We start from the raw sequence: 25,756 nt of genomic DNA, 5'->3' as shown, positions 1-25,756 counted from the left end.
TCGATCTCATGAGTCGTTGGCAGGAACTGACAGGCGGAAAGTCCGGTGGCGAGTACGCCGCCCGCTTCGAGGCGCTGGCGCGCAGCGGAAAGGACGTGCACGGAGAGGCGTCGTTCTGCGCCGCGCTCGTGCCCGCCGGAGCGCGCGTGCTCGACGCCGGGTGCGGCACCGGGCGGGTCATGATCCGGCTCGCGGAGCTCGGATACGACTGCGTGGGCATCGACCTGGACGCCTCCATGCTCGACGTGGCGCGGGAGCGGGCGCCGCAGCTGCCCTGGTTCCGGACCGACCTCGCCGAGTTCGACCCGGCCGCGCTCGGCATCGCCACGGACTTCGACCTCGTGGTCGCCGCCGGGAACGTCCTGCCGCTGCTCACCCCCGGCACCGAGGCCACGGTCGTCGAGCGCCTGGCCGCGGCCCTGCGTCCGGGCGGCCTGCTGGTCGCGGGCTTCGGCCTGGACGCCGCCCACCTGCCCGTGCCGCCCACCATCACGCTGGCGGAGTACGACGCCTGTTGCGCGGCGGCCGGACTGACCCTTGTGGACCGTTTCGCCACCTGGGACGCCGCACCGTACGAGGACGGCGGCTACGCGGTGAGCGTCCACCGCCTCGGCGCCTGACGGTCCGCAGCCCCGTCCCGCCACGTATCAGGCGTCCGGCAGCCCGGTGTTGGGGATGCCGAACCTCCGCGCGTACTGGTCGTCGAGTTCGGCCCAGCCGAAGTCGACGGCCGCGGCGCCGCGGATCGGCCGGATCGGGCGGCCTTCGAGCAGCTTCTCCGCCACGTCGAGGCAGAGGTGCCGGCCCGCCGCCACCTTCGGGGTCCAGTCGCGGTCCCGCACGGTGTGCCGGAGCGTCAGCCGGGTGACTGTCCCGGTCGATGCCGGCTCCCGGCGCAGCAGGTCGGTGCCGAGCGTGCACTCGAGATGCGCCGGCGGCTCGGCGCGCACCACCTCGGCCGCCATGTCCTGGGGCTTCTCGTCGTCGATCATCGTGATCGTGGCGTCGCCGGCCGCGGAGAGGTCGCGGTCGGCGGTGCAGGGCGCCCATGCGGCGAGCTGCCCCGGTTCGGTCAGCGTCGTCGAGCGCCTGGAAGGGGCCCGCGTGGATGCGGTGGATCCGCCGCTGCGCCTGCGTGCGCACGGTGACGAAGCCGGCCTCCCTGAGGACCTTCAGCTGCTTGGACACCGTGTGCCGGCTTCGGGGCCGCTCAGGAAGTGGGTGAAGGTGTGTGCCGTGCGCCCCCGCCTGCCCTACGCTCCGGGACATGCTGATCGAGCACCGTGGAAAGCGGCCCGTGGTTCCCGAGTCCGCCTATGTCGCCCCCTCGGCCGTGCTGTGCGGCGCCGTCGTCCTGGGGGAGCGCGCCCGCGTCCTGCACGGGGCCGTGCTCACCGCGGAGGACGGCGAGGTACGTATCGGCCGGGACGTCGTGGTCATGGAGAATGCCCTGGTCAGGGGGCGGGCGAACACGCCCGCCGTACTGGGTGACTCCGTGCTGATCGGGCCGCACGCGCACATCAACGGGGCACACGTCGAGGACGAGGTCTTCGTGGCGACCGGGGTGTCGATGTTCCCCGGGTCGGTGGCGGGGACACGCTCGGAGCTGCGGATCAACAGCGTGCTCCACGTCAACTCCCGCCTGGACCCGGACACCGTGGTCCCCATCGGCTGGATCGCGGCCGGCGACCCGGCCCGGCTGTTCTCCCCGGACCGGCACGACGAGCTGTGGGAGGTGCAGGAGGGCCTGGACTTCCCGGGCACCGTCTACGGCGTCCCGCGCGGCACACCGATGCGTGCCGTCATGGAGCGCCAGGCCGACTTCTACGGCGCGCACCGGGAGGACCGGGCCCTGCCCGACTGACCTCCTACTCGTAGCTCCGGTCGAGGAGTTCGAAGAACACGTCGCCGCGCACGATCTCGAACGGGTCGTCCAGCAGCTTGGCCAGTTCCGCGATGTCGCTCGGTGTCCAGCTCCATGCGTTGATCGCCGCGGCGACGAACATCGGCTCGTCCGGGTCGCGGCCCTCGATGTGCTTCAGCAGCGCGTCCCGGAAGTCGGCGCCCTTGCCCTGCGGGTAGAAGTTGCCGATCACCGGGAGGCCGGCCGGTCGGGCCTGTAGGTCACCGGTCTCCCAGGACTGGATGACACCCCGCAGTGGTGTGTGCTTTCGGAAGGAGGCCATGACCCGCTCGTCGAACGGCACCCAACCGTCGTTGTCCGCGTTGCGCGGGTTGTACGCGTAGACGAGATCCATGCCGGTGCGCCGCAGATAACGCCCCGTCAGCTCGGTGTACGCGTCGAGCGCCGCCTTCGGCCACGAGCCCGGATAGGTGTAACCGGCGCCGGAGGGGCCGCAGATGAGCAGGTCGTTGTCGGTCGCGGTCCTTTGGTAGTACGCGAGTTGGGCGGGGCCGATGTCGGCGAGCAGCGGGCTGACGGTCCAGTTGACCGGTACGTTGCCGCGCTCGGGGTCGTCCCAGATGTCGCGCATGCGGCGCTGGCAGTACTGGATGTTGTCGCCCTCGCCGACCGTGAACGTGACGTACACGCGGTTGCGCAGCTCGGCCCGGGGGCGCGCGGGAACCCGTGCGGACACCTTCGCCGGGACACCGGCGTGCACGGTGCCGTTCATGTAGAAGTCGGCGGCGACGACCGGCACACCGTGCTGCGAGGCGCGGTCCACGCCGCCCCATTCCCCGGCCACGTCATTGGGGAACCAGCCGGCGTACGGGGTGGTGGGCGCCACCTTGGCGAGCACCTCGTCGAGCAGCTTGCCGGTGTCGCCGGACGGCGGCAGCCACAGCACCATCGCCCGGCTCGCCACGACGTAGTCCCGGAAGTACGGAAAGGGCTCGACGCGGGTGGGCGCGGTGGCCGTCGCGGTCACCAGGTACTGGTTCCACAGGTCCACGTCGACGGTCAACTGTCCGGTCCCGGCAGGTGCCTTGAAGTGGTAGACGAAGTAGCCGCCGCCGTCGGCGAAGCGGTTCGCCTTGTCGCCGAGCGAGGAGTTCAGGCCGTCGAACAGGTACGGCCCTTCGCCGTCCGTGCCCGGTGTGAAGGACGCGAGCTCCTTGCCGTCCGCCATGACCTTGACGGCGCCGACCGATGCGCCCCAGCCGTCGTCGCCGAAGGAGTCCTGGAAGCGGACGTAGACATCGTTGTCGCCGCCCAGTTCGGGACTGAGGTCGAACGTGCGCACCTTCCGGTTGGAGGTGTCCCGGATCCGTTCGCTCTCCCGTGCCACCTCCCGCCACTTGACGCCGCTCACGCTCACCGTCCGCGTCGGCGGCAGCCCGGACAGCAGGGCGTGGTCGCAGTGCGGGAAGAGCTTGTCGAGCTGCCAGCGGTAGGTGGCGAGGACGTCGTCCGCGTCGAACCGGCCGCGCAGGTCCACCAATGTCTTCAGGCCGTGCTCGCGCGCCTGGTCGGCGGTCGCGGCCACCCCGTCCTTGAGCCCGGCGAGCGTGGTGGCGACGTTCACGGAGTCCGGCACGTCGGGGTCGACCAGGACCGCGCCGCGCACCCGGTCGCGGTAACGGCCCACCAGATCAAGGGCGTTGTCGTGCCGCGTGACGGACGCGCCGGTGCTCGACAGCCACCTCCGGTCGGCCGCGCCGTCGTCGAAGGTGAAGTAGAGCCTGGGCCCGCTGCGGTTCACCGCCCCCTGAAGGGTCGTCAACAGCAGCTGGTCGTAACCGTTCAGGGCGCCGACGTGGGCGACGTCGAGCCGGTTCGGCCGCCCGAAGGACGGCAACAGGCGGGCGGGGGCTGCGCGTTCGGCGGGCGCCGCGGCCGCGGCGGAGCCGGGCAGGGAGATACCGAAGGCCCCGGCGGCCAGGGCCGCTCCGCCGGTCCGCAGGACGGTTCTTCGTGTCACCATCGACGTTCACTGCTCCTCGATCGGGCCACTCTGACATCGTTGTCGACCGTCGGTGAACGTAGCCAGAGGGCGGCCCGTTGTCCATGGGGCGCACACGGACTTCTGGAGTACGCGCCCCTCAGTCGAGCACCGCCGTCGCCTCGACCTCCACGAGTACGTCCGGCTCGAAGAGGTGGTCGACCCCGATCAGCGATGCCGGGGGAAGCCGGTCGCCCAGGCCCAACTCCTCGGTCACCCGGCCCACTCCGGTCATGAACGCCTCGATCTTCTCGGGCCTCCACCGCACCACGTAGAACGTCAGCCGCACCACGTCGTCGAAGGTCGCCCCCGCCCCGGCGAGACCCGTCGCGGTGTTGCGCAGCGCGTGGGCGACCTGGCCCGCGAGGTCGCCCGGTGCGAGCTGGGCGCCGTCCGGGGTCCGGGCGATCTGCCCGCTCACGTACACATGGCGCGTGCCGGTGGCGACGGCGACGTGGTGGTACGGGGTGGGCTGCAACATTCCGGCAGGCGTGAAACGGCGCACGGACATGGGGGCTCCTCGTGTCGTATCGAATCGCAGGTATACCTTTGCTACCTGGTGCACGAAGGACACTTCAACGAGACCAGGTTTCGGCATGGATACCGCCCCCGCCCCCGACGGCGAACTGCGCGTCACCGCCCCGCACAGGGAACTCCTCGACCAGGTGCTGGACAAGTGGTCGCTGAGCGTCCTCAACGAACTGTGCGAACGGCCCTGCCGGTTCAACGAACTGCGCCGCGCCATCCCCGCGGTGACACAGAAATCGCTCACCGCCACGCTCCGGCGGCTCGAGCGCAACGGCATCGTCGAGCGCGAACTGCTCAGCTCCCGGCCGGTCGCCGTCGAGTACCGGATCACCCCCCTGGGCAAGACACTCCGCCGCCCGATCGACGTACTGCTGGAGTGGGCCACGGCCCGCATGCCCGAGATCGAGAGCGCGCGCAGGGCCTTCGACGGCGAGTGACACGAAGGGGTGTCCACACACCTTCTTCACGCGGAGGGTGGGCTGTTACCCGGTTATGACATGGCGATCTTGACGTCAAGGGCCCACGGGCAAGTAGGTTCGTGGTGCACCGATTTACCGTGACGAACCGGCGTTGACCACGCCGGGAGGAGGGGGCGTTCCATGGGTTCCCATGCCCGACCCAACCGGCTGCACAGGACCGGAGCCAGATTCGCGACGGTCGCGCTCTTCGGCGCGGTCCTGCCGATCACCGCCGGTGGCATCGCCCAGGCGGCCACGCCGGCCGCCACGCACTCCGCGAACCAGGACGAGGGTGCGCCGGCGGCGAAGGCCCAGGACGCTCCCGACATCGCGGCCGAGCACGCCTACCTCCTCGATGCCCGCGACGGCAGCCAGGAGCGCGAGATGTGGGCCGGGGCCAAGGCCGACGAGAGTGTGTCGATGGCCAGCACCACGAAGATCATGACCGCGGTGGTCGTGCTCAAGCACCCGGAGTGGCTCGACCGGCAGATCACCGTCAAGCAGGAGTACCGCGACTACGTCCAGGAGAACGGCGCCAGCACCGCCGACCTCCAGACCGGCGACAAGCTGACCGCACGCCAATTGCTGCACGCCATGCTGATCCCCTCCGGCGGAGACGCCGCCATGGCCCTCGCCGACAACTACGGCGTCGGGGCCACCACGGAGGCGCGGATCGCCGACTTCGTGCGCCAGATGAACGTCGAGGCGGCACAGCTCGGCATGACCGGCACCCACTTCGACTCCTTCGACGGCATCTCGCACGGCGACAACCGCAGCACCGCCCGCGACCTCGCCAAGCTCGGTCAGCGCGCCCTGCTCCAGCCGGTCTTCGCCGACGTCGTGAAGCTGAAGAAGTACGAGGCGGAGGCCCCGGCGGCGAACGGCCGCACCCGGTACTACACCTGGGAAACCACCAACGACCTGCTGAGCAGCTACGACGGCGCCCTGGGCGTCAAGACCGGCAGCGGCGAGGAGGCCGGCTACTCCCTCGTCTTCGCGGCGAAGCGCGACAACCGCACCCTGGTCGGCGCGATCGTCGGCGCCGACAAGGAGGTCTTCGGCGACGCGGCCAAGGTGCTCGACTGGGGCTTCGCGCACTGACCGGTCCGTCGCACACGGGTGAAGGCCCGCCGAGCTCCGGGGGGAGTTCGGCGGGCCTTCACCGGTGGCAGGTGACGCCGCTCAGTCCTCCGGGGGAGGCGGCGGCACCGGGGCGCCCGCCGGAGGCTGGATCTTCGCGTAGGTGCGGGAGACCGGGGTCCCGCCGCCCGGGGCCTCGTCGTGCTGCTCCGGGCGGTCCTCGGGCGGCAGCAGGGCCGCGCGTTTGGCGCCCGGGTCCCAGCCGGTGTCCACGACCCGCTTCTGCCAGGTGATGGCCGCGGCGAGGATCAGCAGGCCGACCACGAGCATGAGGATCACACCCGCGACGTCACCGGCCTTGGCGACGTTGCCGAGGATCAGGCCGAGCCAGCCGAAGTCGGCGTCGCCGAACGTGGTGTTGGCCGAGCCGAAGGAGCCGAGGACACCCAGCAGGAACGCGGGCAGGAACGTGATCAGCACACCGTTGAGGAACGAGCCGAGCGCCGCGCCCCGGCGCCCGCCCGTCGCGTTGCCGAAGACACCCGCCGCGCCACCGGTGAAGAAGTGCGGGACGAGCCCCGGCAGCACGAGGGCCGTGCCGAACGCGGGCTTGAAGACGCCGACGAGCAGACCGAGGCTGACCAGGCCGCCGACGAACGAGCAGATGAAGCCGACGAGCACGGCGTTCTGGGCGTAGGGGAAGACGATCGGGGCGTCCAGGGCGGGGATGGCGCCGGGCACCACCTTCTGCGCGATGCCCTGGAAGGCGGGCACCAGCTCGCCGAGGATCGTGCGGACACCGAACAGGATGACGGCGACGGCGATGCCGAACTGAAGGCCCTGGTTGACCGATGACATCAGGTAGTTGCCGATGCCCGTGGACGGCGAGCCACCACCCGTCGCGAACGCCTTGAACGCCTCCTCCCTGCCGACCTTCGCGAGGAAGACGATGGCCATGATCATGTAGATGAGCAGCATCGACAGGGCGGTCGCCACCATCGAGTCGCGCAGGAAGCGCAGGCCCTCGGGCAGGTTCATCTCCTCCGTCGAGCGGCTCTTCTTGCCGACGGCCTGGCCGGTGGCACCGGAGACGATGTACCCGGCGGTTCCGAAGTGCCCGACGGCGACGGTGTTGTTGCCGGTCACCCGCTTGGTCCAGGGATGCGCGAAGGCCGGCATCGAGACCAGCATGATGCCGAGCAGCACCGCGCCCGCGACGACCACGATCCACGAGGTGACGCCCGCGGTCGCCATCACCATCGTCAACAGCGTTGCCATGAACAGCATGTGATGGCCGGTCAGGAAGACGTACGACAGTGGTGTGAAGCGGGCGAGCAGCAGGCTGACGAGGAAGCCGAGGATCATCAGCCATGCGACGCGCGAGCCGTACTCGGCCTGCGCGATGCCGACGATCGCCTCGTTGGTGGGGATCACACCGTGCGAACCGGTGGCGCCCGTGATCATGGTGCCCAGCGGGGCGAGCGAGTTGGTGACCAGGGTCGCGCCCGCGCCGATCAGCAGGAAGCCGAGGGTCGCCTTGATGGCGCCCCCGATGACCTGCCCTGCGGACTTCTTCAGGGCGATGAGACCGACGGCCGTGATGATGCCGATGAGATAGGCGGGGACGCTGAGGATCTCGTTGACGATGAATTTCGCGATGTCGACGAGGGTGTTCATGCGGACTCCTGGGGAGGGGAGCGGTGGGGGGGGCGGGGGATCAGACGTCGTAGAGGTCGCGCATGGCCGCGTCGACCTCCTTGGTACTGGTGAAGTCCTCGATCACCCGCACCGGCACCCCCACGTCGCCCAGCGTCCGCGCGATCTCCCGCGAGGTCATGATGGCCACCGCCTCGGACGCCTTGCCCTTCGCGGAGATGGTGTCGGTCGCCTCGGTCGTGATGTACCGGCCCCACTTCCACCGGTCGAGCACCTTGTCCAGCGTCGACTTGAGGAACAGGCTCGTGCCGACCCCGTTGCCGCACACGGTCAGAATCTTGTGCATGCCGTGCCCCGAGCCCTTGGACGCGGGCTGTGCGGGGACGCTGTCGGACGGCTCCGGCTCCGTGTCCCCCACGAGGATGCGCCGCAGTGCCTCAGGTGTCGGGGCACGGTCGAGGGCTGCGGAGGTGTCCGGGTCGGCCAGCAGTCGGGCGAGGGCGCCCATCGCCTGGGTGTGTGCCCCGGCATCCTGGGCGGCGAGGGCGACGACCAGGTGCACCGGGTCGTTCGTCTCGTGCCCGAAGTTCACCGGCGTCGACAGCCGGACCCATGACATCCCGGTACGCCGGACGGCGGGGGAGGGCCGGGCGTGCGCGAAGGCGAAGCCGGGCGCAATGACGATATAGGGGCCGTTCTCCTCGACGTTGCGGAGCATCTCCTCGGTGTACGTGTCCGTGCTGACGTCCGTGGAGACGAGCAGGTCACCGGCGGTGCGCACGGCTGCCTGCCAGTCGGGGGCGGCCACGTCGAGGCGGATCGCCTCGACGGGGATCAGATCGCTCAGTTCACTCATACGAGCAGTGGTTACGAAGGGCGGCCCCGTGTCAGTGCGACACGCCGGGCGAAGACACCTTCGTTATCAGGTTCCACCGGGTGCACACGCGCAGGCGGCCCCGCCGAAGCGGGGCCGCCTGCGTCATGTGTCACGCGAAACGGCCGGGCCCAAGGGGCTCAGTCGTTGTCGAACCAGGCGCCGAAGTGGGCCTCGGCCTCGGCCTGGTTGGCGACGGTGATGCCGTCGTGTCCGCCCACATTGACGAAGTCCGAGGTAGCGGCTCCGACGTGGGTTTCAGCCTGACCGGCGCTCTCCGCGCCACTGTCGGCGACGGCGGGACCGGCTGCGATGAAACCGGCAACCGCGGCAACGGCGGCAGCGGCTGCGATGCGACGCACCATGAACTGCTCCTTCAGGGAGGGGGTCAAGTGATCACTTAAAACATCACCAGACCGCACGGAGGCTCGCATCTCGAGCGGCCCCACGACACCCGCGTGCAGCAACGCGCTACGCCATCTCAGCGTCGGGCCAGCAGCCCCCGCCCCCGCAGCACCCGCCGCTCCAGCGGACTGAAGATCAGCAGGTCGATGGCGATGCCCACGACGAGGATCAGGAGGATCGCCAGGAACACCTGCGACATGCTGCTGTTGTTGCGGCCGTTCTCCAGCAACTGGCCGAGGCCCACCCCGAGATCGGGCGAAGAGGCGATGATCTCGGCGGCCATCAGCGAGCGCCACGAGAAGGCCCAGCCCTGCTTCAGCCCGGCGAGATAGCCGGGGAGCGCACCCGGCATCACGATGTGCCAGGCCCCGCGCAGCCCGGTCGCGCCGAGGTTGCGGCCGGCGCGCAGGTACAGCGGAGGGATCTGGTCGACGCCCGCGACCAGGCCGTTGGCGACGGACGGGACCGCGCCGAGCAGGATCACGGCGTACATCATCGAGTCGTTGAGCCCCAGCCAGATCACGGCGGGCGGCACCCACGCCACCGACGGCAGGGACTGGAGCCCCGACAGGATCGGGCCGATGGCCGAGCGCACGAACCGTACGCGGGCCACCAGCAGGCCGAGCGGTGTGCCGATGGCGAGGGCGAGCAGGAAGCCGAACAGACCGCGTGACACGGACGTCCAGATGGAGTCGAGGAGCGTGCCCTGGAGCCAGGCCGTGCGCACCTCGTCCCAGACATCGGCGGGCGAGGGCAGCTTGTAGTCGGGGACGACCCCCGCCCACACCAGCAGCTGCCAGACCACCAGCACGACGGCGACCGCGGTGACCGGCGGCAGCACCTTGCGGCGCAGTGTCTCGCCCAGCGGCGTACGGGCGGCCCGCACCGAGTCCAGTGCGTCGAGCCCGGCCTCCAGGCCCGCGAGGTCGTTCGGGCGTCCGGGCTCGCCGGGCGCCGCGGAGCCGTCCTTCGTCGCTTCCGCGTCGAGGGTGGCGGTGTGGTCAGTGGCGGCCATGGCGGCGGATCTCCCCACGCAGTTCTTCGGTGATCTCGGCGGACAGTTCGGCGACCGCGGTGTCCTCCAGGCGGCGCGGCCGCGGCAGGCCGACCGTCCACTCCCGGGCGACCCGGCCGGGGCGGGACGACAGCAGGACGACGCGTTCGGCCAGGCGCACCGCCTCGCGCACGTTGTGCGTGACGAACAGCACGGACACACCCGTCTCCTGCCAGATGCGGGTCAGCTCGTCGTGCAGCACGTCGCGGGTGATGGCGTCGAGCGCGGCGAACGGCTCGTCCATCAGCAGCAGCCGACTGTCCTGGGCGAGCGCGCGGGCGAGCGCCACGCGCTGGCGCATCCCGCCGGACAGCTCGTGCACCCGCTTGCCGTGCGCGCCGCTCAGCCGGACGAGGTCGAGCAGTCGCTCCGTCTCGGTGCGCCGCTCCTGGGCGGCGATTCCGCGCAGCTTCAGCGCCAGCTCGATGTTCTTGCCCGCGGTCAGCCACGGGAACAGCGCGTGCTCCTGGAACATCAGGGCGGGCCTGCCGTCCGTGGCGATGGAGCCCGCGGACGGCAGGTCGAGGCCCGCGGCCAGATTGAGCAGGGTGGACTTGCCGCAGCCCGAGGCCCCCAGGAGGGTGACGAACTCGCCCGGCGCGACATCGAGGGTGATGTCGTCCAGGACGAGCTGCTGTCCGCCGGGCGTGCCCGGCGCGGGGAAGGACTTCGAGACGTGCTCGATGCGTGCTGCGTGGGTCACCGTCTCGACGGCCTCGGCCGACTTGGGCGTCATGGTGGCCATGGGCGTCACCTCCTGAGGGCTCGTCAATTCCTCGACGTGCCCGGTCCGATGGGTTGTTACTTCGCGCCGAGACCGGCGTCGTCGACCTCGTCCTCGCCCTCCGCCTTGAGGACCTTGTTGAGCGGCTTGAGGTCGTAGATGCCCTTGAGGTCGGGCTGTTCGAGGAGACCGGACTTCACCGCGTGCTTCGCCTCGGTGTCGAGGGTCGAGGCCAGCGGATCGTCGAGGAAGTCGATGGACTTCCAGGCCGGGTCGATGACCTTGGCGGGCAGCGCCTTGCCGGACAGCTTCTGGAGCGCCGCGTTGGCGGAGGCCTTGGCCTTCGCCGGGTTGGCGTTGATCCACTTGTTGGTCTTCACCGAGCCGCGCAGCACGGCCTCGACGACGTCCGGGTGCTCCTTGAGGAACTTCTGCGACACGATGATGTTCGTGATCACGAACTTCTTGTCGGGCCACAGGTCGGCCTCGTCGAGGATGGTCCTGCCGCCCTCGGACACGAGCTTGGAGGCGGTGGGCTCGGGCACCCAGGCGCCGTCGATGGAGCCGGACTTGTAGGCGTCCGGGGTGATCTTGTTGTCGGTGCGGACGACGGAGACATCGCCCTTGCCGCTCTGGGCGTCGACCTTCCAGCCCTTCTCCGCGATCCAGTTGAGGAACGCGACGTCCTGCGTGTTGCCGAACTGGGGCGTGGCGATCTTCTTGCCCTTGAGGTCGTCCAGGGACTTGATCTTCTTCGGGTTCACGACCAGCTTGACGCCGCCGGAGGCCGAACCCCCAATGATCCGCAGGGACTTGCCCTGGGACTTGGTGTAGCCGTTGATGGAGGGGGAGGGGCCTATCCAGCCGATGTCGATGGAGCCGGCGTTGAGCGCCTCGATCTCGGAGGGGCCCGCGTTGAAGGTCGACGGCTTGATCTCGGTGCCGCCGAGCTCCTTCTGGAGGAGTCCCTGCTGGACGCCCACCAGGGCGGTGCCGTGCGTCAGGTTGGGGAAGTAGCCGATCTTCACCGAGTCGGCGGAGAGCTTCTTGCCGCCGGACGCGGCCTTGGCCTGGTCGCCGCCGTCGTTCGACTGGGAGCCGTAGCCGCACGCGCTCAGCAGAAGGGGGAGTGCTGCTGTGGCGGCGAGGGCGCGCAGGGTGGTGCGGGAGCGTGCGGGAGACACGGAGGTGTCCTCTCGGGAAAAGGGTGGTTCAGGGGAGGCGCGCGGGGCGCCGTGGGACCGGGGCCGGTGGTTCAGGCGGCGCGACAGATGGCGCTGGCGGTGCGGCCGAGGTCGATGTGGCGGCGCGAGGTCAGCAGGAGGCGCGACAGATCCGCGCGGCTGAGCGTACGCATGGCCACCCCCTGGCTTCCCGAGTTTTCCTACCTGACAGATAGGGATCGTGGCAGAAGGTGGCGCTCACCCCAAGAGGGTGTTCATCATATGGACGTACGTGTCTCGTATTTCGAGATCGCTGTGAAAACCCTCAGGCGGGAAGGGCGAACGGGGGCTGCGCGCCATTGAGGAAATAGTCGCCGATGTCGCGGAGCTGATGCCCGAGCGGCTCGTGCAGCGTGTGGGTGCGGGCGTTGCGCCAGAAGCGGTCGAAGCCGAGACGTGCGGAGGCGGCGCGCGGCCCGACGATGTCCAGGGCCCGGGTGGTGGACTCCTGGGCGGCCCGGGAAGCGGCGGTCTCCGCCATGGTCACGAGCGCGGCGACCTCCGCGTACTCGTCGTAGGCGAGCTCGTCGCCGAGCGTCAGGGCCGCCTGGACGGCTCCCAGTGCCTGGTCGGCGAGCGCCGACGCGGACCGGATGAGGACCGTGAGCTCCCCGTAGGTGGTCAGCACCTGCGGATCGTGCGGGCTGCCGACCGGCCAGGCCGGATGCAGGGGTGTCCGGCCCGCCCTGCTGTACTCGCGGGCCTCGGCGAGTGTCCCCTCGGCCGTGCCGAGCAGCACCTGCACGGAGACGAGGTGGGCGACCGGCGACGCAAGCGCCGTCCGGGGCGGCAGGAAGTCCTCGTCGGCGGAGAGGGGGCCGAGCACGTCGTCGGCGGTGACCGGCGCGTCGTCGAACTCCACGGTGCCGCCGGCCGCGAGCCGTCGGCCGAAGGTGTCCGCCGCGGCGTCGATCACGACACCGGGCCCGCCGGCGTCGATCACGACGGCGAGCGGCGCGCCCGTGTCCGCCCGCACGGCCCGCACGGCGAGCCGGTCGGCGGCCAGGACCCCGGTGGTGTAGTCCTGCCGCCCGTTCAGCACCAGACCGCCGGAGCTCCTGGTCAGTGTCAGTGCGGGCTCCTGGCGGGCGAACCCGCCGCCCCAGCACCACTGCTCGGCCGCGGACCGCTGCTCGAGCTGCGCGGCGAGCGCGGGCCCGGCGAAGAACCGGGCGCTGCCCGCCAAGAAGTAGTGACAGCCGAGGAGTTGGCCGATCGCGCCGTCCGCCGCCGCGATCTCGCGGACGACGGCGAGGGCGGCGGCCCAGTCCCAGTCCCCGCCGCCGTCGGCCCCGGCCGACGCCGGAGGTGTCAGCAGGCCCGCCTCGCGCAGTCGGGACACCTCGTCGACGGGGGCCTTGCCCGCCTGCTCCCTGGCGACCGCGTCCGTGGCGAGATCGTCCGCGACCTCGCGGGCCACCCGCAGCCAGTACGGATGGTCGGAGCCGGTCCCCTCGTGGGCCGAGGTGGTGCGGGGCGACGCGATGGCAGGGACCGTCACGGTGTTCTCCTCAAGGTCGGTGGCAGGGGGCGGAGTCGGAGCTCTCCTGCCCGTCGGGTCGCCGCTCGGGGACGTACTTGTACCCCACGCGTCGTACGGTGACGATCCGTTGGCGGTGGGCCCGGCCCAGCTTGCGCCGCAGCCGGGCGATGTGGACGTCCACGGTGCGGCCGTCGCCGACGTGGTCGTATCCCCAGACGGCCGTCACCAGCAGCTCGCGCGTCAGCACGTGGTGCGGGCGCTGCACGAGGTGGGCGAGAAGCGCGAACTCCAGGTAGGTGAGGTCGAGTTCGCGGCCCTCCAGCTCGGCCACGTGCCGCACCGGGTCGATGCGGATGACGTCCTCGTTCGCGGGCGGTGCGGCGGCCGGCGGGAGAGGGGGCGGGGACGCGGGGTCGACCGGCCGGAGCTCGGGCCGGGGCCCGCCCTCGGCGAAGAGCTCGGTGGGGTCGGTGCCCTCGGGGACGAGCAGCAGGTATCCGACCATCGGTACGGAGCCGCGCTGCCCGGCGCCGCCGCCCCGCGGGGTGTCGCGGACGAGGCTGAGGTGGCGGGCGTCGGAGGGTGGTGCGGTGGCCTGGGTGGGGCGGGTCTGCGGTGCCGTGGTCATGGCGGGTGTCCCTCGATGGTGTGTCGGGCCGCCGGGGCGTAGTGGATGAACGCGCCCCGATGGCCGGGGAATTGGCGTGCGGAGCGGCACGGTCCGGCCGGTGGGCCGGGTGCCTTACGCGCGACAGCACGCGGCGCTGACGACGTGACCAAAGTCGACATGCCGACGACGAACGAGTCGCTGCTGCGTACGGGACATGTGCACCATCCTGTGCGCCCGGACGGGCCGGGTCAAGGATTTCCTAGTAATTCGGTAGGGAAAGTGGGGAAGGCGTGGCGCAGCTCACCGGTCGCCGTCGATCGTGGGGCGCGCGTCGGACGCCGTCACCCTGCTCAACCAGGCACGGGCGGCCTTGAGTCGAGCGCGAAGGCGCTGCAACGGAGTGGGCGGCAACGTCCGCGAGTCGCCCCGCGCGTAGTGCCGCTCCACATAGAACTGCCCCACGCTGAGCACGCTGGTGACCGCGATGTACCAGAGCGTGGCGACCATGAGCAGCGGGATCACCTGGTACGTCTGGTTGTAGATGAGCTGCGCCGAGTACAGCAGGTCGTGCACGGCGAGCACGCTGACGATGCTCGTGCCCTTCAGGGTGCCGATCAGCATGTTTCCCGCGGTCGGCACGATCGAGCGCATCGCCTGCGGCACGACGATCCGGCGCAGGGTGCGGCGCCTGCTCAGGCCGAGCGCCTGCGCGGCCAGGGTCTGCCCGGAGTCCACGGAGATGATGCCGCCGCGCACCACCTCGGCGGCGTACGCGGTCTCGTGCAGCGTCAGGCCGATCAGTGCGGTGAGGGTGGGTCCGAACAGGTTCACCGTCTTGACCGTGACGAACTCCGGGCCGAACGGGATGCCGAGCCCGAGCGTGGGGTACAGGGTGCCGATGTTGAACCAGAACAGCAGCTGCACAAGGAGCGGCGTGGACCGGAAGATCCACACGTACCCCCAACTCAGCGTGCGCAGAATCGGGTTGGCGGACAGTCGCATCGTCGCGAGGACGGTGCCGAGCAGGAACCCGAGCACCATCACGGCGGCGGTCAGCCACACCGTCAGGAGCAGTCCGTCGAGCACGGCGGAGGTCGTGAAGTAGTGGCCCACCACCTCCCACTGGAAGGCGCCGTTGCGGACCACGGAGTTCAGCACCATCGCGAAGACGAGCAGCGCGACGGCCGCCGACGCCCAGCGGCCCAGGTGCCTGCGCGGCACGATCCGGGTGGCGGACGCCGCGGGCGCCGGATCATCGGGCGATGCGGCGGGGGAGTGTGTGACGTAGGACGACGTCGTGGTCATCGAAGGTCTCCGGAGAGGGAGGCGCGGGCGCGGAAGGCGCCCCGCGGCACAGGCGGGAAGGCGTGGACGGATGTGGCGTCGTCACATGTGCCGCGTCCCTCAACGCGGCCGGAACGGATCCGCGGGAGACGCGGCCGGTCCACCGCCGATCGTATGCGCCCGCGCCGCGCACGTGTCAACACGGCCTGGAAACGGGAGAGTAGAGGCCGCCCGGCATGCGGGCGCCGCTTGACGTGGCCGCCGATGTCCTGCTCAATTGTCCGCATGACTGCCCAGCGCCTGGTCTCGCGTGACCACATCGACTTCGGTCGGGTGTGGTCCGCGGCGTGTTGCGCCTGAACCGGCAGCGGGCCCTCTGACCGGCCCTTCCCTCCCTCGGTGCCCCCGTCGCGGGCCGAGTCCTCTCCTGACGCGCGCTGCCGCGACACCACTTCTTTCCACGACACCTACGCGTGACACGTCCCCGCACGTGACACCGCGCCCGGCGTCGTCACACCCACCTGCCCGACCCGCCGCCCCGCGGGCGCCGCGCGCTGCCCGCACACCCGAAAGGCCCCCGACCCGTGAACCTGCCCGGGACCAGAACCCGACCGCGCCTCGCCGCCCTCGCCCTGCTGCCGCTCCTCGCGCTGACCGCCTGCGGCTCGGGCGACACCGACAGCGGCGGCGCGGCGGGCGGGGGCGCGCAGGCCGCCGCCGCGCCGAGCGGCAACCCCGTCGCCGCCGTCCGCAAGGTGGACTCCGCCGCCGAGCTGCTGCCCGCCGACGTCCGCGAGAAGGGCACGCTGCGCATCGGCAGCTCGACCGGCGGGCCGCCCGCCGCGTACTACCCGAACGGCACCGGAAAGAAGCCAGTGGGTCAGGACATCGACCTCGCCGACGCGGCGGCCAAGGTGCTCGGGATCCGACTGAAACGCCAGGACGCCTCGTTCGAGACGATTCTCCCGGCCCTGGAGAGCGGCAAGTACGACCTCGGCACCGGAAACTTCGGTGTCACCAGCGAACGCCTGAAGACCATCGACTTCGTCACCTACATCAACGACGGCCAGGGCTTCGCGGTCAAGACGGGTGACACCTCGTTCGGCAAGAAGATCACCAACCTCGCGCAGCTCTGCGGCCGGCACATCGGAGTCGGCGCGGGAACCACCTTCGAGGCGACCCTCGACGCGCAGAAGGCACGCTGCACCAAGGCCGGCAAGAAGCCCTACGACGTGCAGGTCTTCTCCGACAACGGCGCCACCCTCACCGCACTCCAGCAGGGCCGCATCGATGTGATCATGTCGACCATCAACGGTCTGCGCCACCAGGCGAGCAAGTCCGCCTCGCAGACCACCTTCCTCGGCGAGTTCCACCGCCTCGACGTCGGCTTCGCCTTCAAGAAGGGCTCCCGGCTCACCAAGGCCTTCCAGGCCGCGGTCAACGAGCTGATCAAGGACGGGACGTACGAGCGGATCCTCAAGAAGTGGGGCACGTCCGAGTCCGCGATCGAGACATCACGCGTCAACCCGCCCGAGCACGCCTGAGCGGGTGCGGGGAGCCGCCAACGGTTCCCCGCACCCGCCCCGTTCACTACTTGGTGATCACCTCGCTCACCACGGGCGCCACCGATCCGTCACCCCACACGAGCCGCACCGCGTCCGCGCTCGCCCCGGCGGGCACGGGCAGGGCGGTGACCGAGCCGTCGAGCGGGCCGAGGTCCTGCCACGTGCCGCCGACCCGCAGTTGCACCTCGGCCTTCGAGGACGCCGCGTCGTCCGGACGCAGCACCGTCACCGAGGACACGGCGCGCGCCGCCGGATACGTCACCGTGAGCGCATCGCCCGACGCGGGGGCGGAAGCCGCACGGTAGGCGTTCTCCAGGACGCCGTCCGCCGCCGCGGCCAGGCTGCTGCCGTCCTGGGGAGCCGGGCCGCCGCTCACCGTCGGGCGGTCCGTGCGCGCCACCGTGAACTCCCGGACGACCAGCCAGTTCGTCTGGTCGGCCGTCGCCCGGGCCCGCACGTACCGGGCGCTCGTGCCGCTCGGCACGTCCGCCGTCCACGTCGCCCTCCCGCTGAACTCCGCGCCCAGCGCGTGCCACGTCGTGCCGTCCGACGAATACTCCAGGACACCCTTGTGCAGGTAGTCCTCGGTGCTGCCGGACTTGCCCATCGCCACCGTCACCGAGCCGAGCGGCTGCTCACCTCCCAGGTCGACACCGACACCCTCACCGGTCTTGGGCGCCCGGCTGCTCCAGAAGTACGTGGAGTCGTCGCCGTCGGTCATCCGGTCGGCCGTATTGCCGTTGTAGACCGGCAGTTTGGTCGTGCCGGTCGGCTGCGGCGGCAGGCCGAGGTCCTTGTTGGACGTGTCCCGCACCTTCGCGAAGAACGGTTCGAGCACACCCTCACCGACGACCACCGGCACCTTGCCGCCGCCCAGATCGGTGTACCGGAACGACTTCGCCTCCGCCACCAGAGCGGGCAGCTGCTGACGGAGCGTCCAGGCCGCGTCCGCGTGCCCGGCGCGCTGCTCCTCCAGCATGCGCACTGCGGCGACTCCGGCCCTGCCCCACGCCTCGGCCGAGTCCAGCCATGGTCCGGAGTCCGCGACGAAGCCCTTCTCCACGCCGCCGCGGATCGTCTCCGGCGCGTCCCGCAGCGCCGCGAAGGCGGCGGTCAGCTCGGCCGCCGGGACGGAACCGTCCCAGTACCCCTTCACCAGCTTCGACAGCTCCGGCGCCTCCACGGAGTCCATCCGCGAGCTGTGGTTGAGGTCCGTGAACGCCCGCAGCGCCCGCGCCACCTTTGCCTTCCCGTCGGCCATCTCCTCGACGGCCGCGCGGTAGGAGGCATCGGGGTCGTACGCCGCGTCGTTCCACGTGTAGTCGGCGACGGTGTGCAGCGCGAGCTTCGAGGCGTACGGCTGGATCATCGGGTTGGCGGTGATCCCGGCCAGCTCCTCGGCGAGCCCCTTCTCGCGTCCGCTGAACGGGCCGAGGAAGAGCCGGCCGGTCGCGAAGTCGTTGACCGGATAGTTGTCCCACGTCAGGATCGCGTGCCCGAAGACCGCCTTGGCCCGCTTCGCCTGGGCCACCGTCATCGTCGGTGCGACGACACCCTCGCCCGTCCACTCGACGAGCACATCCTTGTCGAGCTGCCCGGAGATCGCCGTCTTGTACGGCGTGGAGGTGGTGTTGTAGTACTCCGTCGGCACCATCTGGAGCGGCAGGGCGCCGTCATGGGTCTTGATGAACTGCTGGTTGACCCGGTTGAGCAGATACGCCTGCGCCTGACCGGCGGCGCCGCCGCCGGTGCCCCACTTCGCCTTGTCCGCGTCGCAGTTCCAGTCGGTGTAGCTGATGTCGTCCAGCGGCACCGCGAACTGTCGCACTCCGATGTCCCACAGCGTCTGGAACTTGTCCGTGAGCGCCGTGAGGTCGGCGGCGGAGCTGTAGCAGACGCTCAGGCCGGGGGAGAGGGCGTAGGTGAACTCGACGTGGTTCGCCCGCGCCCGCTCCACCAACTCCTCGATCCGGTCCAGCTGTTCGGCCGGGTACGGGTCGCGCCACTTGGCGCGCAGATACGGGTCGTCCTTCGGCGAGTACACGTAGATGTTCATCTTGTGCGCGCCGTAGTAGTCGAGCTGGTCCAGGCGCGCCTCGTGCGACCACGGGGTGCCGTAGAAGCCCTCGATGACACCGCGCACCGGCGTCGCGGGCCAGTCGCGCACGGCAAGGCCGCGCACGGTGGTGCCGGGGGCCGTGCGCTTTGGCAGCACCTGGCGCAGCGACTGCGCCGCGTAGTACGTGCCGGTCGGATCGGCGCCGGACAGCACGATGCGGCCCGCGCCCTTGCCGCCCATGGCGAGGACGTACCCCTCGGCGGTGAGCCCGGCGGGTCCTTCGGTGTCCAGGCCGTCGAGCGCGCCCGCGGACGCCGGATTCTCGGACGGGCCGCCGACGTAGACCGCCAGCGAACCGGAGCCGGCGGGGGCCTTCCGGGCGGTGGTGACCTCGCGCGCACCGGCCGCCTTCAGCGCGGCGGTGGTCAGCTTCACGGCGGCCGGATCGGACTTCGCGCCGGTGACGACCGTGACGGCGGGGGTGATGGTGACCCGGTCGGGGCGCTGCCGCTCGCTGTGCGGGGCCGGGGTGATGGCGGGCGGACCCTCGTCGGCCCCGGACCCCGGGCCGGCGGCGGCCGGGCCCGAGCCGAAGGTGAGGGGAGCGGCGGCCAGAGCCGCCACGGCGAGGACGGCGACGAGCGGCGTCCTGCGTGATCTGTGCTTCGGGCGGAACATGAGTGAACCTCCACGGTGGGCACACACGACATGCTGTAGCGGACTAGACCACTTCGGTGATGGGCTGTCAATGTTGTGTGAACAAGGGGCAGTTCGAGCAGTTTCACGCATCCCGGTGCGCTGATCCGCCGAGTCCCAGCGCGGCGCCGAGCACCAGAAGACCCTGTGCGGTTCGCGGGTTGGCGCCGGTCAGCGCGTCGACACGGGACAGGCGGTTGTCGATCGTGTTCGGGTGTACGTGCAGCTGCTGCGCGGTCTGCCGCCGATTGAAGTCGTTCGCGAAGTAGGCGCCGACCGTTGTCAGCAGGTCCGGTTCGGTGCGCAGCCGCTCCACGAGGGAACGCAGCCGCGGGGCCGCCTCGCTCTCGTGGCGGAGGTGGTAGGCGAACAGATGGTCACCGAGCACGGCCACCTCGCCGGGGGCGACGGCGAGGGGCAGCAGCCGGCGGGCCTGCGCGGCCGCCGACGGGATCCCGGCGTGGTCACCGGCGTGGGCGAAACCCGCGGTCATGTCGACACCCGTGGCCTGCTGGGCCCGGTGCAGCGCGGAGCGCGCCGTCTCCAGGTGGTCGTCCGGGCGGCCGGGATCCGACGGGACGAGGACGAGTCCGCCGTCCGGGTCGAGCGCGGTCAGGAGGTCCGCGTCGCCTGCCGCCTCGCTGAAGGCGCGGAGCAGTTCCTCGGTGAGCCGGTGCACCTTGCGGCGCCCCGCGAGGCGGCGCCCGAGCGCGTCCCCGACGGACTCCGAGGCCTCTGTGGCGAAGCCCAGCGCGAGCACCGCGTAGGAGTCGGCGAGCCGGATGCCGAACCGCGTCGCCGACTCGTCGGCCCGCTCGCCCGCCACCAGCGCCCGCACGGTTGCCCGCCTGGCCTCGCGCTCCTCGCTGCGTGCCGCCTGGAACTCCTGCTGGTGCGCGTCGAGTGCCTCGCGCGTCACGTGGCGCACCCAGCGCAGGAGCACCGCGCCCGCCTCCGGCGGCAGTTCACCGCCTGCGATCCGCGTCAGCTCGTGCCACAGCTCCTCGGCGCACAGGTGATAGGCCTCCATGAAGTCCGCGGCCGGAAGCCCCTCCGCGCCCCGCGCGTGGGCGCGCTCGCGGAACAGCCGCAGTTCCTCCTCGCGCGGCTCGCGCAGTTCCCGCGCCATGCGGACGTAGAGCCGGGCCCCCTCGCGGCAGGTGTGCGCCATGTGGCGGTGCAGATGCTCCGTCACGACGCCCTGGTAGTGCGGGGAACCGTCCACGTACCTGCGCATGATGCGGTCGGCCACCGCCGGTATTCGCCGCTCCAGCCTGTCCCACAGCCCTTGTGACATGTCACAGGAGGCTAGCCGAAATCCTGGTGACCAAGCGCTTACTCCCGGTGGTTCGCGTCGGCACAGTGGGAGCCGTCCGCGGTGGACCGAGCCACAGGGAGATGTCCGTTGGTGCCCGATGTCATGCGTTGCGAGCCGCTGTTCCGGCCGAAGTCCGTCGCCGTGGTGGGTGTGTCGGCGTCCCAGGAGCTGTCCTGGGGCCGCATCACCGTGCGGCGCCTGCTGTCCGGTGGATACGAGGGTGATGTCTACGCCGTCACCAGGGGAGAGCTGACCCTCCCGGGCGTACGGACCGTGGGGTCGCTCGCGGAGATCGGGCACGGCCCCGACCTCGTCGTCCTCGCGACCCCGGCGGCGACCGTGCCCGGGCTGCTGCGCGAAGCCCGCGAGGCCGGGGCGGGCGCGGCGGTCGTCTACGCCTCCGGCTTCGCCGAGGAGGGCGACGACGCGCTCCAGGACGAACTGCGCGCCGCCGCAGGGGACATGCCGGTGCTCGGCCCCAACTGCCTCGGACTGGTGAGCCGCCCGGCCGGGGTCCAGGTGTCGACGACGGTGTTCCTCGACCGCGAGCGCCTGGAGCCGGGCCCCGTCGCCATCGTCACGCAGAGCGGAGCGGTCGGCTTCGTCCTCGCCGACCTCCTGGAGCGGGCGGGCCTCGGGTACTCCTACTACGCCAGCGTCGGCAACGAAGCCTGCCTGTCCGTCGGCGAACTCGGCGGCCACCTGCTCGCGCAGCCCGACGTCGAGGTGCTGGTCCTGTACCTGGAGGGGGTCCGCGACGCGGCGGGCCTGCGGGAACTGGGGCGGCTCGCCCGGGAGTCGGGGAAGACCGTCGTCGCGCTGACCGTGGGCCGCAGCGCCGAGGGCCGCCGGGCCGCTCTCTCGCACACCGCGGCCGTCGCGGGCGACCACCTGCTGCTCGCGTCGCTGTGCCGGCAGGAGGGCATCCGCCTCGTGACCGAGGACGACCAGCTCGTGGACGCCGTGCTGTGCGCACGCCGGGGCATCCGGCTCCCGCCCGCGCCGCGGCTCGCGGTCCTCACCATGTCCGGAGGCGCGGGCGGTGTGCTCGCCGACAACCTGACGGCGATGGGCGTCCGCGTCCCCGCGCTGTCGGCCGAGACCCGGCGCCGACTGGCCGAGATCGGCGGGGTGGAGGCCACCGACGCCAACCCCGTCGACCTCGGCGGCAACCTGTTCCGCTGGATGGACCGCGTCGAGGACCTCCTGGGCGTGCTCGACGAGGACCCCGAACTCGACGGCGTCGTCCTGTACTTGACGTTCGGCGACCTGTTCCCGGAGGCGTACCACCGCCTCGCGCGGGCGGCGAAGTCGATGCGCACACCGGCCTGGTTCGTGTGGGCGTGCGCACCCACCGGCGAACTCGAACGGCTCGGGATGCCGGAGACGGTGCTGGGGAGCATCGGCGCGTTCCTGCGGCGCCTGCGTGTTCTCGTCCCGGACGCCGTGCCGCCCAGGGCGGTGCCGCGGCAGCGGTCCGAAAAGGCCCAGTGGGCCTGGTCCGAGCTGCGCTCCGCGCCGCTGACCGAGGCCGCGGGCATCGCGCACGTCCCGACCGTGTCCGCCGGGAGCGCGGACGAGCTCGCGGCGTCAGTGCGCGGCGCCGGCTGGAACGGGCCCTACGTCCTCAAGGGCGACGCCGCCGACGTCCCGCACCGGGCGCGGCACGGACTCGTACGCGTCGGAGTGGAGGACACCCAACTGGCTGAAACAGCGGGTGAGTTGATGCAGCTGCTCGACACGGTGTCCACCGACCCCGACCGTCGCCTGGTGGCCCAGCCCCTCCTGGAACACACCTCCGAACTGGCCCTCGGCGCGACCCACGACCCGGTCTACGGCACCGCCCTGCTGCTCGGCGCGGGCGGCGACCGGGCCGAGGACCCCGAGGCGCCACGGCGCGGACTGCTGCTGCCGGCCACCGACGACCAGATCCGCGCACTCGCCGACTGGGCGGCCTTCGTACTCGACGCACCGGCAGAGGAGACCGCGCGGGCCATCACCTCCCTGGCCCGGCTCCTGGACGCCCACCCCGGCATCGAAGAGGTCGACATCAACCCGCTGTGCGTCGTCGGCGACCGGCTGATCGCCGTCGACGCGCTCATCACGCACCACGAGGAAGAAGGAGCCAGCAAGTGACCGACGACCTGCTCGAATACGCCGACCGCGTATGGCGCGGCGAGGCAAGCACGAAGGTCTACCACTCCGGCGAGCTGCGCCGCGAAGGACTGCGCGAGGTCGCCGACGGCGTGTGGATGTGGCCGGCCTTCGGCAACGTCTACCTGTTCCCCACCTCCGACGGCCTGTTCTGCTACGACACCGGGGAGAAGCGCACGGCGGCCGATCTGCACGCCGCCGTGAGGGCCCGCACGGACGCGCCGCTGCACACCGCCGTGTACTCCCACGGCCACATCGACCACGTCTTCGGGGTGGCCCCCTTCGACGCCGAGGCCGCCGAACGCGGTGCGCCCCGACCCCTGGTCGTGGCGCACGAGAACACCCCACCGCGCTTCCGCCGCTACGCCGCGACCGCCGGCTACAACGGCGTCATCAACCAACGCCAGTTCCAGCGCCCCGACTTCCAGTGGCCGACCGACTACCGCCACCCCGACCTCACCTACTCCGACCGCACCGATCTGCGCGTAGGAGACCTGGACGTACGGCTGCGGCACGCGCGGGGCGAGACCGACGACGCCACCATGGCGTGGCTGCCCGAGCGCGGCATCCTGTGCTGCGGCGACTTCTTCATCTGGTCGTCGCCGAACCCCGGCAACCCGCAGAAGGTCCAGCGCTACGCCCTGGAGTGGGCGCAGGCCCTGCGCTGGATGGCCTCCCTGGGCGCCGAGATCCTGCTGCCCGGCCACGGCGTGCCGATCGTCGGCGCCGAGCGCATCCGCACCGCGCTCACCGACACCGCCGACTTCCTGCAAACCCTGCACGACCAGACACTGACCGCCATGAACGCCGGTGCCACCCTCGACGAGGTCGTCCACGAGGTCACCGCCCCCGCAGAGCTGCTGCGCAAGCCGTACCTCAAACCGTCCTACGACGAGCCCGAGTTCGTCGTCCGCAACCTGTGGCGGCTGTACGGGGGCTGGTACGACGGAGACCCCTCCCACCTCAAGCCCGCCCGCCGGAGCGAGCTGTCCCGCGAGATCGCGCAGCTGACCGGCGGCGCCGACCGGCTCGCCGAACGTGCCCGCGAACTCCTCGCCCGCGGCGAACACCGGCTCGCCGGCCACTTCGCCCAGCTTGCCGCCGACGCCGCCCCCGACGACAAGGACGCACACGCGGCCCGCGCCGAAGTCTTCGCCGCTCTGGAGAAGGCGGCCACGTCGACGATGGCCAAGGGTGTCTACGCCTGGGCCGCCGCCGAGTCCCGCGCCGTCCTCGCGGGCGACGACCTCGACAGCCAGCTGCGCGCCCGGACCGCGGGCCGTACCCGGTGGGCCATTTGACGAAGGAGTGAAGGCGTGAACGTCCCCTCCGCACACCCCGCTTCCGCCAGGACCGGCACGAGACCCGACCGTCACCCGCAGTCGCGGGAGCCGGGGCACCGCGGCCCCCGGCGCGCCTGGCTGGTGACCTTCCTGCTGCTGGTCTTCATGCTGATCAACTTCCTCGACAAGGCCGTCCTCGGCCTGGCGGCGAAGCCGATCATGCACGACCTGGGGCTCAGCCCCAGCGAGTACGGGCTGCTCTCCAGCGGCTTCTACTTCCTCTTCAGCCTCTCGGCGATCCTCGTCGGCTTCGCCTCCGACCGCGTGCCCACGAAGTGGCTGCTCATGGCGATGGCCGTGGTGTGGGCGCTGACCATGCTGCCGGTCCTCGCACCGGTCGGATTCGGTGTCCTGCTCGCCAGCCGCGTGGTCCTGGGCGCGGCGGAGGGCCCCGCCAACCCGGTGGCCATGCACGCCGTGCACAAGTGGTTCCCCAACGAGAAGCGCAGCCTGCCCACCGCGCTGCTCAACGTCGGCCCCGGCATCGGTGTCGCGCTGGCGTCCCCGCTGCTCGTCGCGGTGATCGCCGCGTTCGGCTGGCGGTGGGCGTTCGTGTCCCTGTTCGCGGTCGGTGTGGTGTGGGCACTGGTGTGGGCCGTCCTGGGCAGGGAGGGGAGTGTCTCCGACGCCGAGTCCCCGCAGGTGGGCGGGGCACCGGTCGCCGACGAGCCGCGCGTCCCCTACCGCCGCATCCTGCTCAGCGGCACCTGGCTGGGCGGCTTCGTGGGGGCCTTCGCCGCCTACTGGGCGCTGGCCCTGCTGATCGCATGGGTGCCGCCCTACCTGGAGACCGTGCTCGGCTACAGTGCGGCCACCACCGGCACCCTGGTGGTGCTGCCGTGGATCGCCACGGCCGTGTTCAACCTCGGGCAGGGCATCCTCACGCAGTGGCTGATGCGGCGAGGTGTCTCCAGCCGGACGGCGCGCGGAGTGCTCGGCGGTGTCGGCATCCTCGTCGCGGGCCTCGCGATGCTGCTGTTCCCCCTCGCCCCTGCCGGCGGGCCACAACTGGCCCTGCTCACCGTCGCGTTCAGCCTGGGCGGGATCCTCTTCGCCATCGGTGTCACCGTCACCAGCGAGATCACCCCCACCCGGCAGCGCGGCTCCGTCCTGTCGATCACCGTCGGGATCGTCACCACGGCCGGACTGCTCGCGCCGTACGTCACCGGGCTCATCATCGAGGCCGCACCGGACCCGGCCGCCGGATACGGCCTGGCGTTCACCGCGGCGGGCGTGCTCATGCTGGTCGGCGGCCTGCTCGCCGTGATCTTCGTACGCCCCGAGCGCGACGCCCGCCGCCTCGGCCGCACCCACCCCTGAAGCCCCGACCCGCCCCG

Annotated in this window: 23 protein-coding genes; 8 read left to right on the top strand and 15 right to left on the bottom strand. The window is 71.3% G+C overall.

The window, feature by feature from the left end; genetic code table 11:
• Window positions 1–8: 8 nt before the first annotated feature.
• Entirely contained in the window at window positions 9–620 is a 612-nt protein-coding gene (locus ACNYS0_RS04055) for a class I SAM-dependent methyltransferase (protein WP_422471252.1), read from the top strand.
• 27 nt (window positions 621–647) lie between these two features.
• Here ACNYS0_RS04055 and ACNYS0_RS04050 read toward each other — a convergent pair whose 3' ends face one another.
• Window positions 648–992: an SRPBCC family protein gene (locus ACNYS0_RS04050; protein ID WP_422471251.1), complete on the bottom strand. Its 345-nt coding sequence runs from the start codon at window positions 990–992 to the stop codon at window positions 648–650.
• Window positions 993–1,267: 275 nt separating this feature from the next.
• On the opposite strand from ACNYS0_RS04050, the gene ACNYS0_RS04045 reads away from it, so the two are divergent.
• Window positions 1,268–1,864, top strand: a complete 597-nt coding sequence (locus ACNYS0_RS04045; RefSeq protein WP_422471250.1) for a gamma carbonic anhydrase family protein — start codon at window positions 1,268–1,270, stop codon at window positions 1,862–1,864.
• Between the two features lie 4 nt (window positions 1,865–1,868).
• Here ACNYS0_RS04045 and ACNYS0_RS04040 read toward each other — a convergent pair whose 3' ends face one another.
• On the bottom strand, window positions 1,869–3,887 hold the full coding sequence (locus ACNYS0_RS04040; protein ID WP_422471249.1) for a GxGYxYP domain-containing protein: 2,019 nt from the start codon (window positions 3,885–3,887) through the stop codon (window positions 1,869–1,871).
• A gap of 118 nt (window positions 3,888–4,005) precedes the next feature.
• A complete protein-coding gene (locus ACNYS0_RS04035) occupies window positions 4,006–4,416 on the bottom strand; it encodes a RidA family protein (RefSeq protein ID WP_422471248.1) in 411 nt (136 codons plus the stop codon).
• 85 nt (window positions 4,417–4,501) lie between these two features.
• Between ACNYS0_RS04035 and ACNYS0_RS04030 the strand changes: the two genes are divergently transcribed.
• Window positions 4,502–4,870, top strand: coding sequence for a winged helix-turn-helix transcriptional regulator (locus tag ACNYS0_RS04030; protein WP_422471247.1), 369 nt, complete (start codon window positions 4,502–4,504; stop codon window positions 4,868–4,870).
• 162 nt (window positions 4,871–5,032) lie between these two features.
• On the top strand, window positions 5,033–5,992 hold the full coding sequence (locus ACNYS0_RS04025) for a D-alanyl-D-alanine carboxypeptidase family protein (RefSeq protein ID WP_422471246.1): 960 nt from the start codon (window positions 5,033–5,035) through the stop codon (window positions 5,990–5,992).
• 81 nt (window positions 5,993–6,073) lie between these two features.
• Here ACNYS0_RS04025 and ACNYS0_RS04020 read toward each other — a convergent pair whose 3' ends face one another.
• From ACNYS0_RS04020 to ACNYS0_RS03975, 10 genes are all read right to left on the bottom strand, one after another.
• Complete coding sequence (locus ACNYS0_RS04020) at window positions 6,074–7,648, bottom strand: PTS ascorbate transporter subunit IIC (RefSeq protein WP_422471245.1); 1,575 nt, start codon at window positions 7,646–7,648, stop codon at window positions 6,074–6,076.
• Window positions 7,649–7,688: 40 nt separating this feature from the next.
• On the bottom strand, window positions 7,689–8,483 hold the full coding sequence (locus tag ACNYS0_RS04015) for a PTS sugar transporter subunit IIAB (RefSeq protein ID WP_422471244.1): 795 nt from the start codon (window positions 8,481–8,483) through the stop codon (window positions 7,689–7,691).
• A 158-nt stretch (window positions 8,484–8,641) separates the two neighbouring features.
• On the bottom strand, window positions 8,642–8,866 hold the full coding sequence (locus ACNYS0_RS04010; protein ID WP_422471243.1) for a hypothetical protein: 225 nt from the start codon (window positions 8,864–8,866) through the stop codon (window positions 8,642–8,644).
• Between the two features lie 116 nt (window positions 8,867–8,982).
• Window positions 8,983–9,921 (bottom strand): ABC transporter permease, encoded by a 939-nt coding sequence (locus ACNYS0_RS04005; protein WP_422471242.1) that lies wholly within the window; start codon window positions 9,919–9,921, stop codon window positions 8,983–8,985.
• Window positions 9,908–10,705, bottom strand: coding sequence for an ABC transporter ATP-binding protein (locus tag ACNYS0_RS04000; RefSeq protein WP_422471241.1), 798 nt, complete (start codon window positions 10,703–10,705; stop codon window positions 9,908–9,910). Before ACNYS0_RS04000 ends, ACNYS0_RS04005 begins: the two co-directional genes overlap by 14 nt.
• Window positions 10,706–10,761: 56 nt before the next feature.
• On the bottom strand, window positions 10,762–11,868 hold the full coding sequence (locus ACNYS0_RS03995) for an ABC transporter substrate-binding protein (protein ID WP_422471240.1): 1,107 nt from the start codon (window positions 11,866–11,868) through the stop codon (window positions 10,762–10,764).
• A 71-nt stretch (window positions 11,869–11,939) separates the two neighbouring features.
• Window positions 11,940–12,041 (bottom strand): putative leader peptide, encoded by a 102-nt coding sequence (locus tag ACNYS0_RS03990; RefSeq protein ID WP_422471239.1) that lies wholly within the window; start codon window positions 12,039–12,041, stop codon window positions 11,940–11,942.
• A gap of 131 nt (window positions 12,042–12,172) precedes the next feature.
• Window positions 12,173–13,408, bottom strand: coding sequence for an acyl-CoA dehydrogenase family protein (locus tag ACNYS0_RS03985; RefSeq protein WP_422471238.1), 1,236 nt, complete (start codon window positions 13,406–13,408; stop codon window positions 12,173–12,175).
• A gap of 10 nt (window positions 13,409–13,418) precedes the next feature.
• Window positions 13,419–14,018, bottom strand: a complete 600-nt coding sequence (locus tag ACNYS0_RS03980; protein WP_422471237.1) for a winged helix-turn-helix domain-containing protein — start codon at window positions 14,016–14,018, stop codon at window positions 13,419–13,421.
• Window positions 14,019–14,300: 282 nt separating this feature from the next.
• Window positions 14,301–15,305, bottom strand: coding sequence for an amino acid ABC transporter permease (locus ACNYS0_RS03975; RefSeq protein ID WP_422471236.1), 1,005 nt, complete (start codon window positions 15,303–15,305; stop codon window positions 14,301–14,303).
• A gap of 563 nt (window positions 15,306–15,868) precedes the next feature.
• Here ACNYS0_RS03975 and ACNYS0_RS03970 point away from each other — a divergent pair.
• Window positions 15,869–16,828, top strand: coding sequence for an ABC transporter substrate-binding protein (locus ACNYS0_RS03970; protein WP_422471235.1), 960 nt, complete (start codon window positions 15,869–15,871; stop codon window positions 16,826–16,828).
• Between the two features lie 46 nt (window positions 16,829–16,874).
• Here ACNYS0_RS03970 and ACNYS0_RS03965 read toward each other — a convergent pair whose 3' ends face one another.
• Together ACNYS0_RS03965 and ACNYS0_RS03960 are read right to left on the bottom strand one after the other, a co-directional pair.
• Window positions 16,875–19,586: a glycoside hydrolase family 84 protein gene (locus ACNYS0_RS03965; protein WP_422471234.1), complete on the bottom strand. Its 2,712-nt coding sequence runs from the start codon at window positions 19,584–19,586 to the stop codon at window positions 16,875–16,877.
• Window positions 19,587–19,689: 103 nt separating this feature from the next.
• Entirely contained in the window at window positions 19,690–20,901 is a 1,212-nt protein-coding gene (locus tag ACNYS0_RS03960) for a PucR family transcriptional regulator (protein ID WP_422471233.1), read from the bottom strand.
• Between the two features lie 111 nt (window positions 20,902–21,012).
• Here ACNYS0_RS03960 and ACNYS0_RS03955 point away from each other — a divergent pair, with 111 nt between their 5' ends.
• Genes ACNYS0_RS03955 through ACNYS0_RS03945 form a run of 3 tightly spaced genes read left to right on the top strand, consistent with a single transcriptional unit; the run spans window position 21,013 to window position 25,739 of the window.
• On the top strand, window positions 21,013–23,058 hold the full coding sequence (locus ACNYS0_RS03955) for an acetate--CoA ligase family protein (protein WP_422471232.1): 2,046 nt from the start codon (window positions 21,013–21,015) through the stop codon (window positions 23,056–23,058).
• Window positions 23,055–24,377 carry an alkyl sulfatase dimerization domain-containing protein gene (locus ACNYS0_RS03950; protein WP_422471231.1) on the top strand — a complete coding sequence of 441 codons (1,323 nt, stop codon included), beginning with the start codon at window positions 23,055–23,057 and terminating at the stop codon, window positions 24,375–24,377. The genes ACNYS0_RS03955 and ACNYS0_RS03950 overlap by 4 nt, the downstream gene beginning before the upstream one ends.
• A 15-nt stretch (window positions 24,378–24,392) precedes the next feature.
• Complete coding sequence (locus ACNYS0_RS03945; RefSeq protein WP_422471230.1) at window positions 24,393–25,739, top strand: MFS transporter; 1,347 nt, start codon at window positions 24,393–24,395, stop codon at window positions 25,737–25,739.
• Window positions 25,740–25,756: the final 17 nt, after the last annotated feature.

It is taken from the genome of Streptomyces anthophorae (assembly GCF_049310305.1).
In the GTDB taxonomy this organism is placed as follows: domain Bacteria; phylum Actinomycetota; class Actinomycetes; order Streptomycetales; family Streptomycetaceae; genus Streptomyces.
Note: the sequence above shows the minus strand (reverse complement) of the source record. Positions and strands in the feature narration are given on the sequence as shown.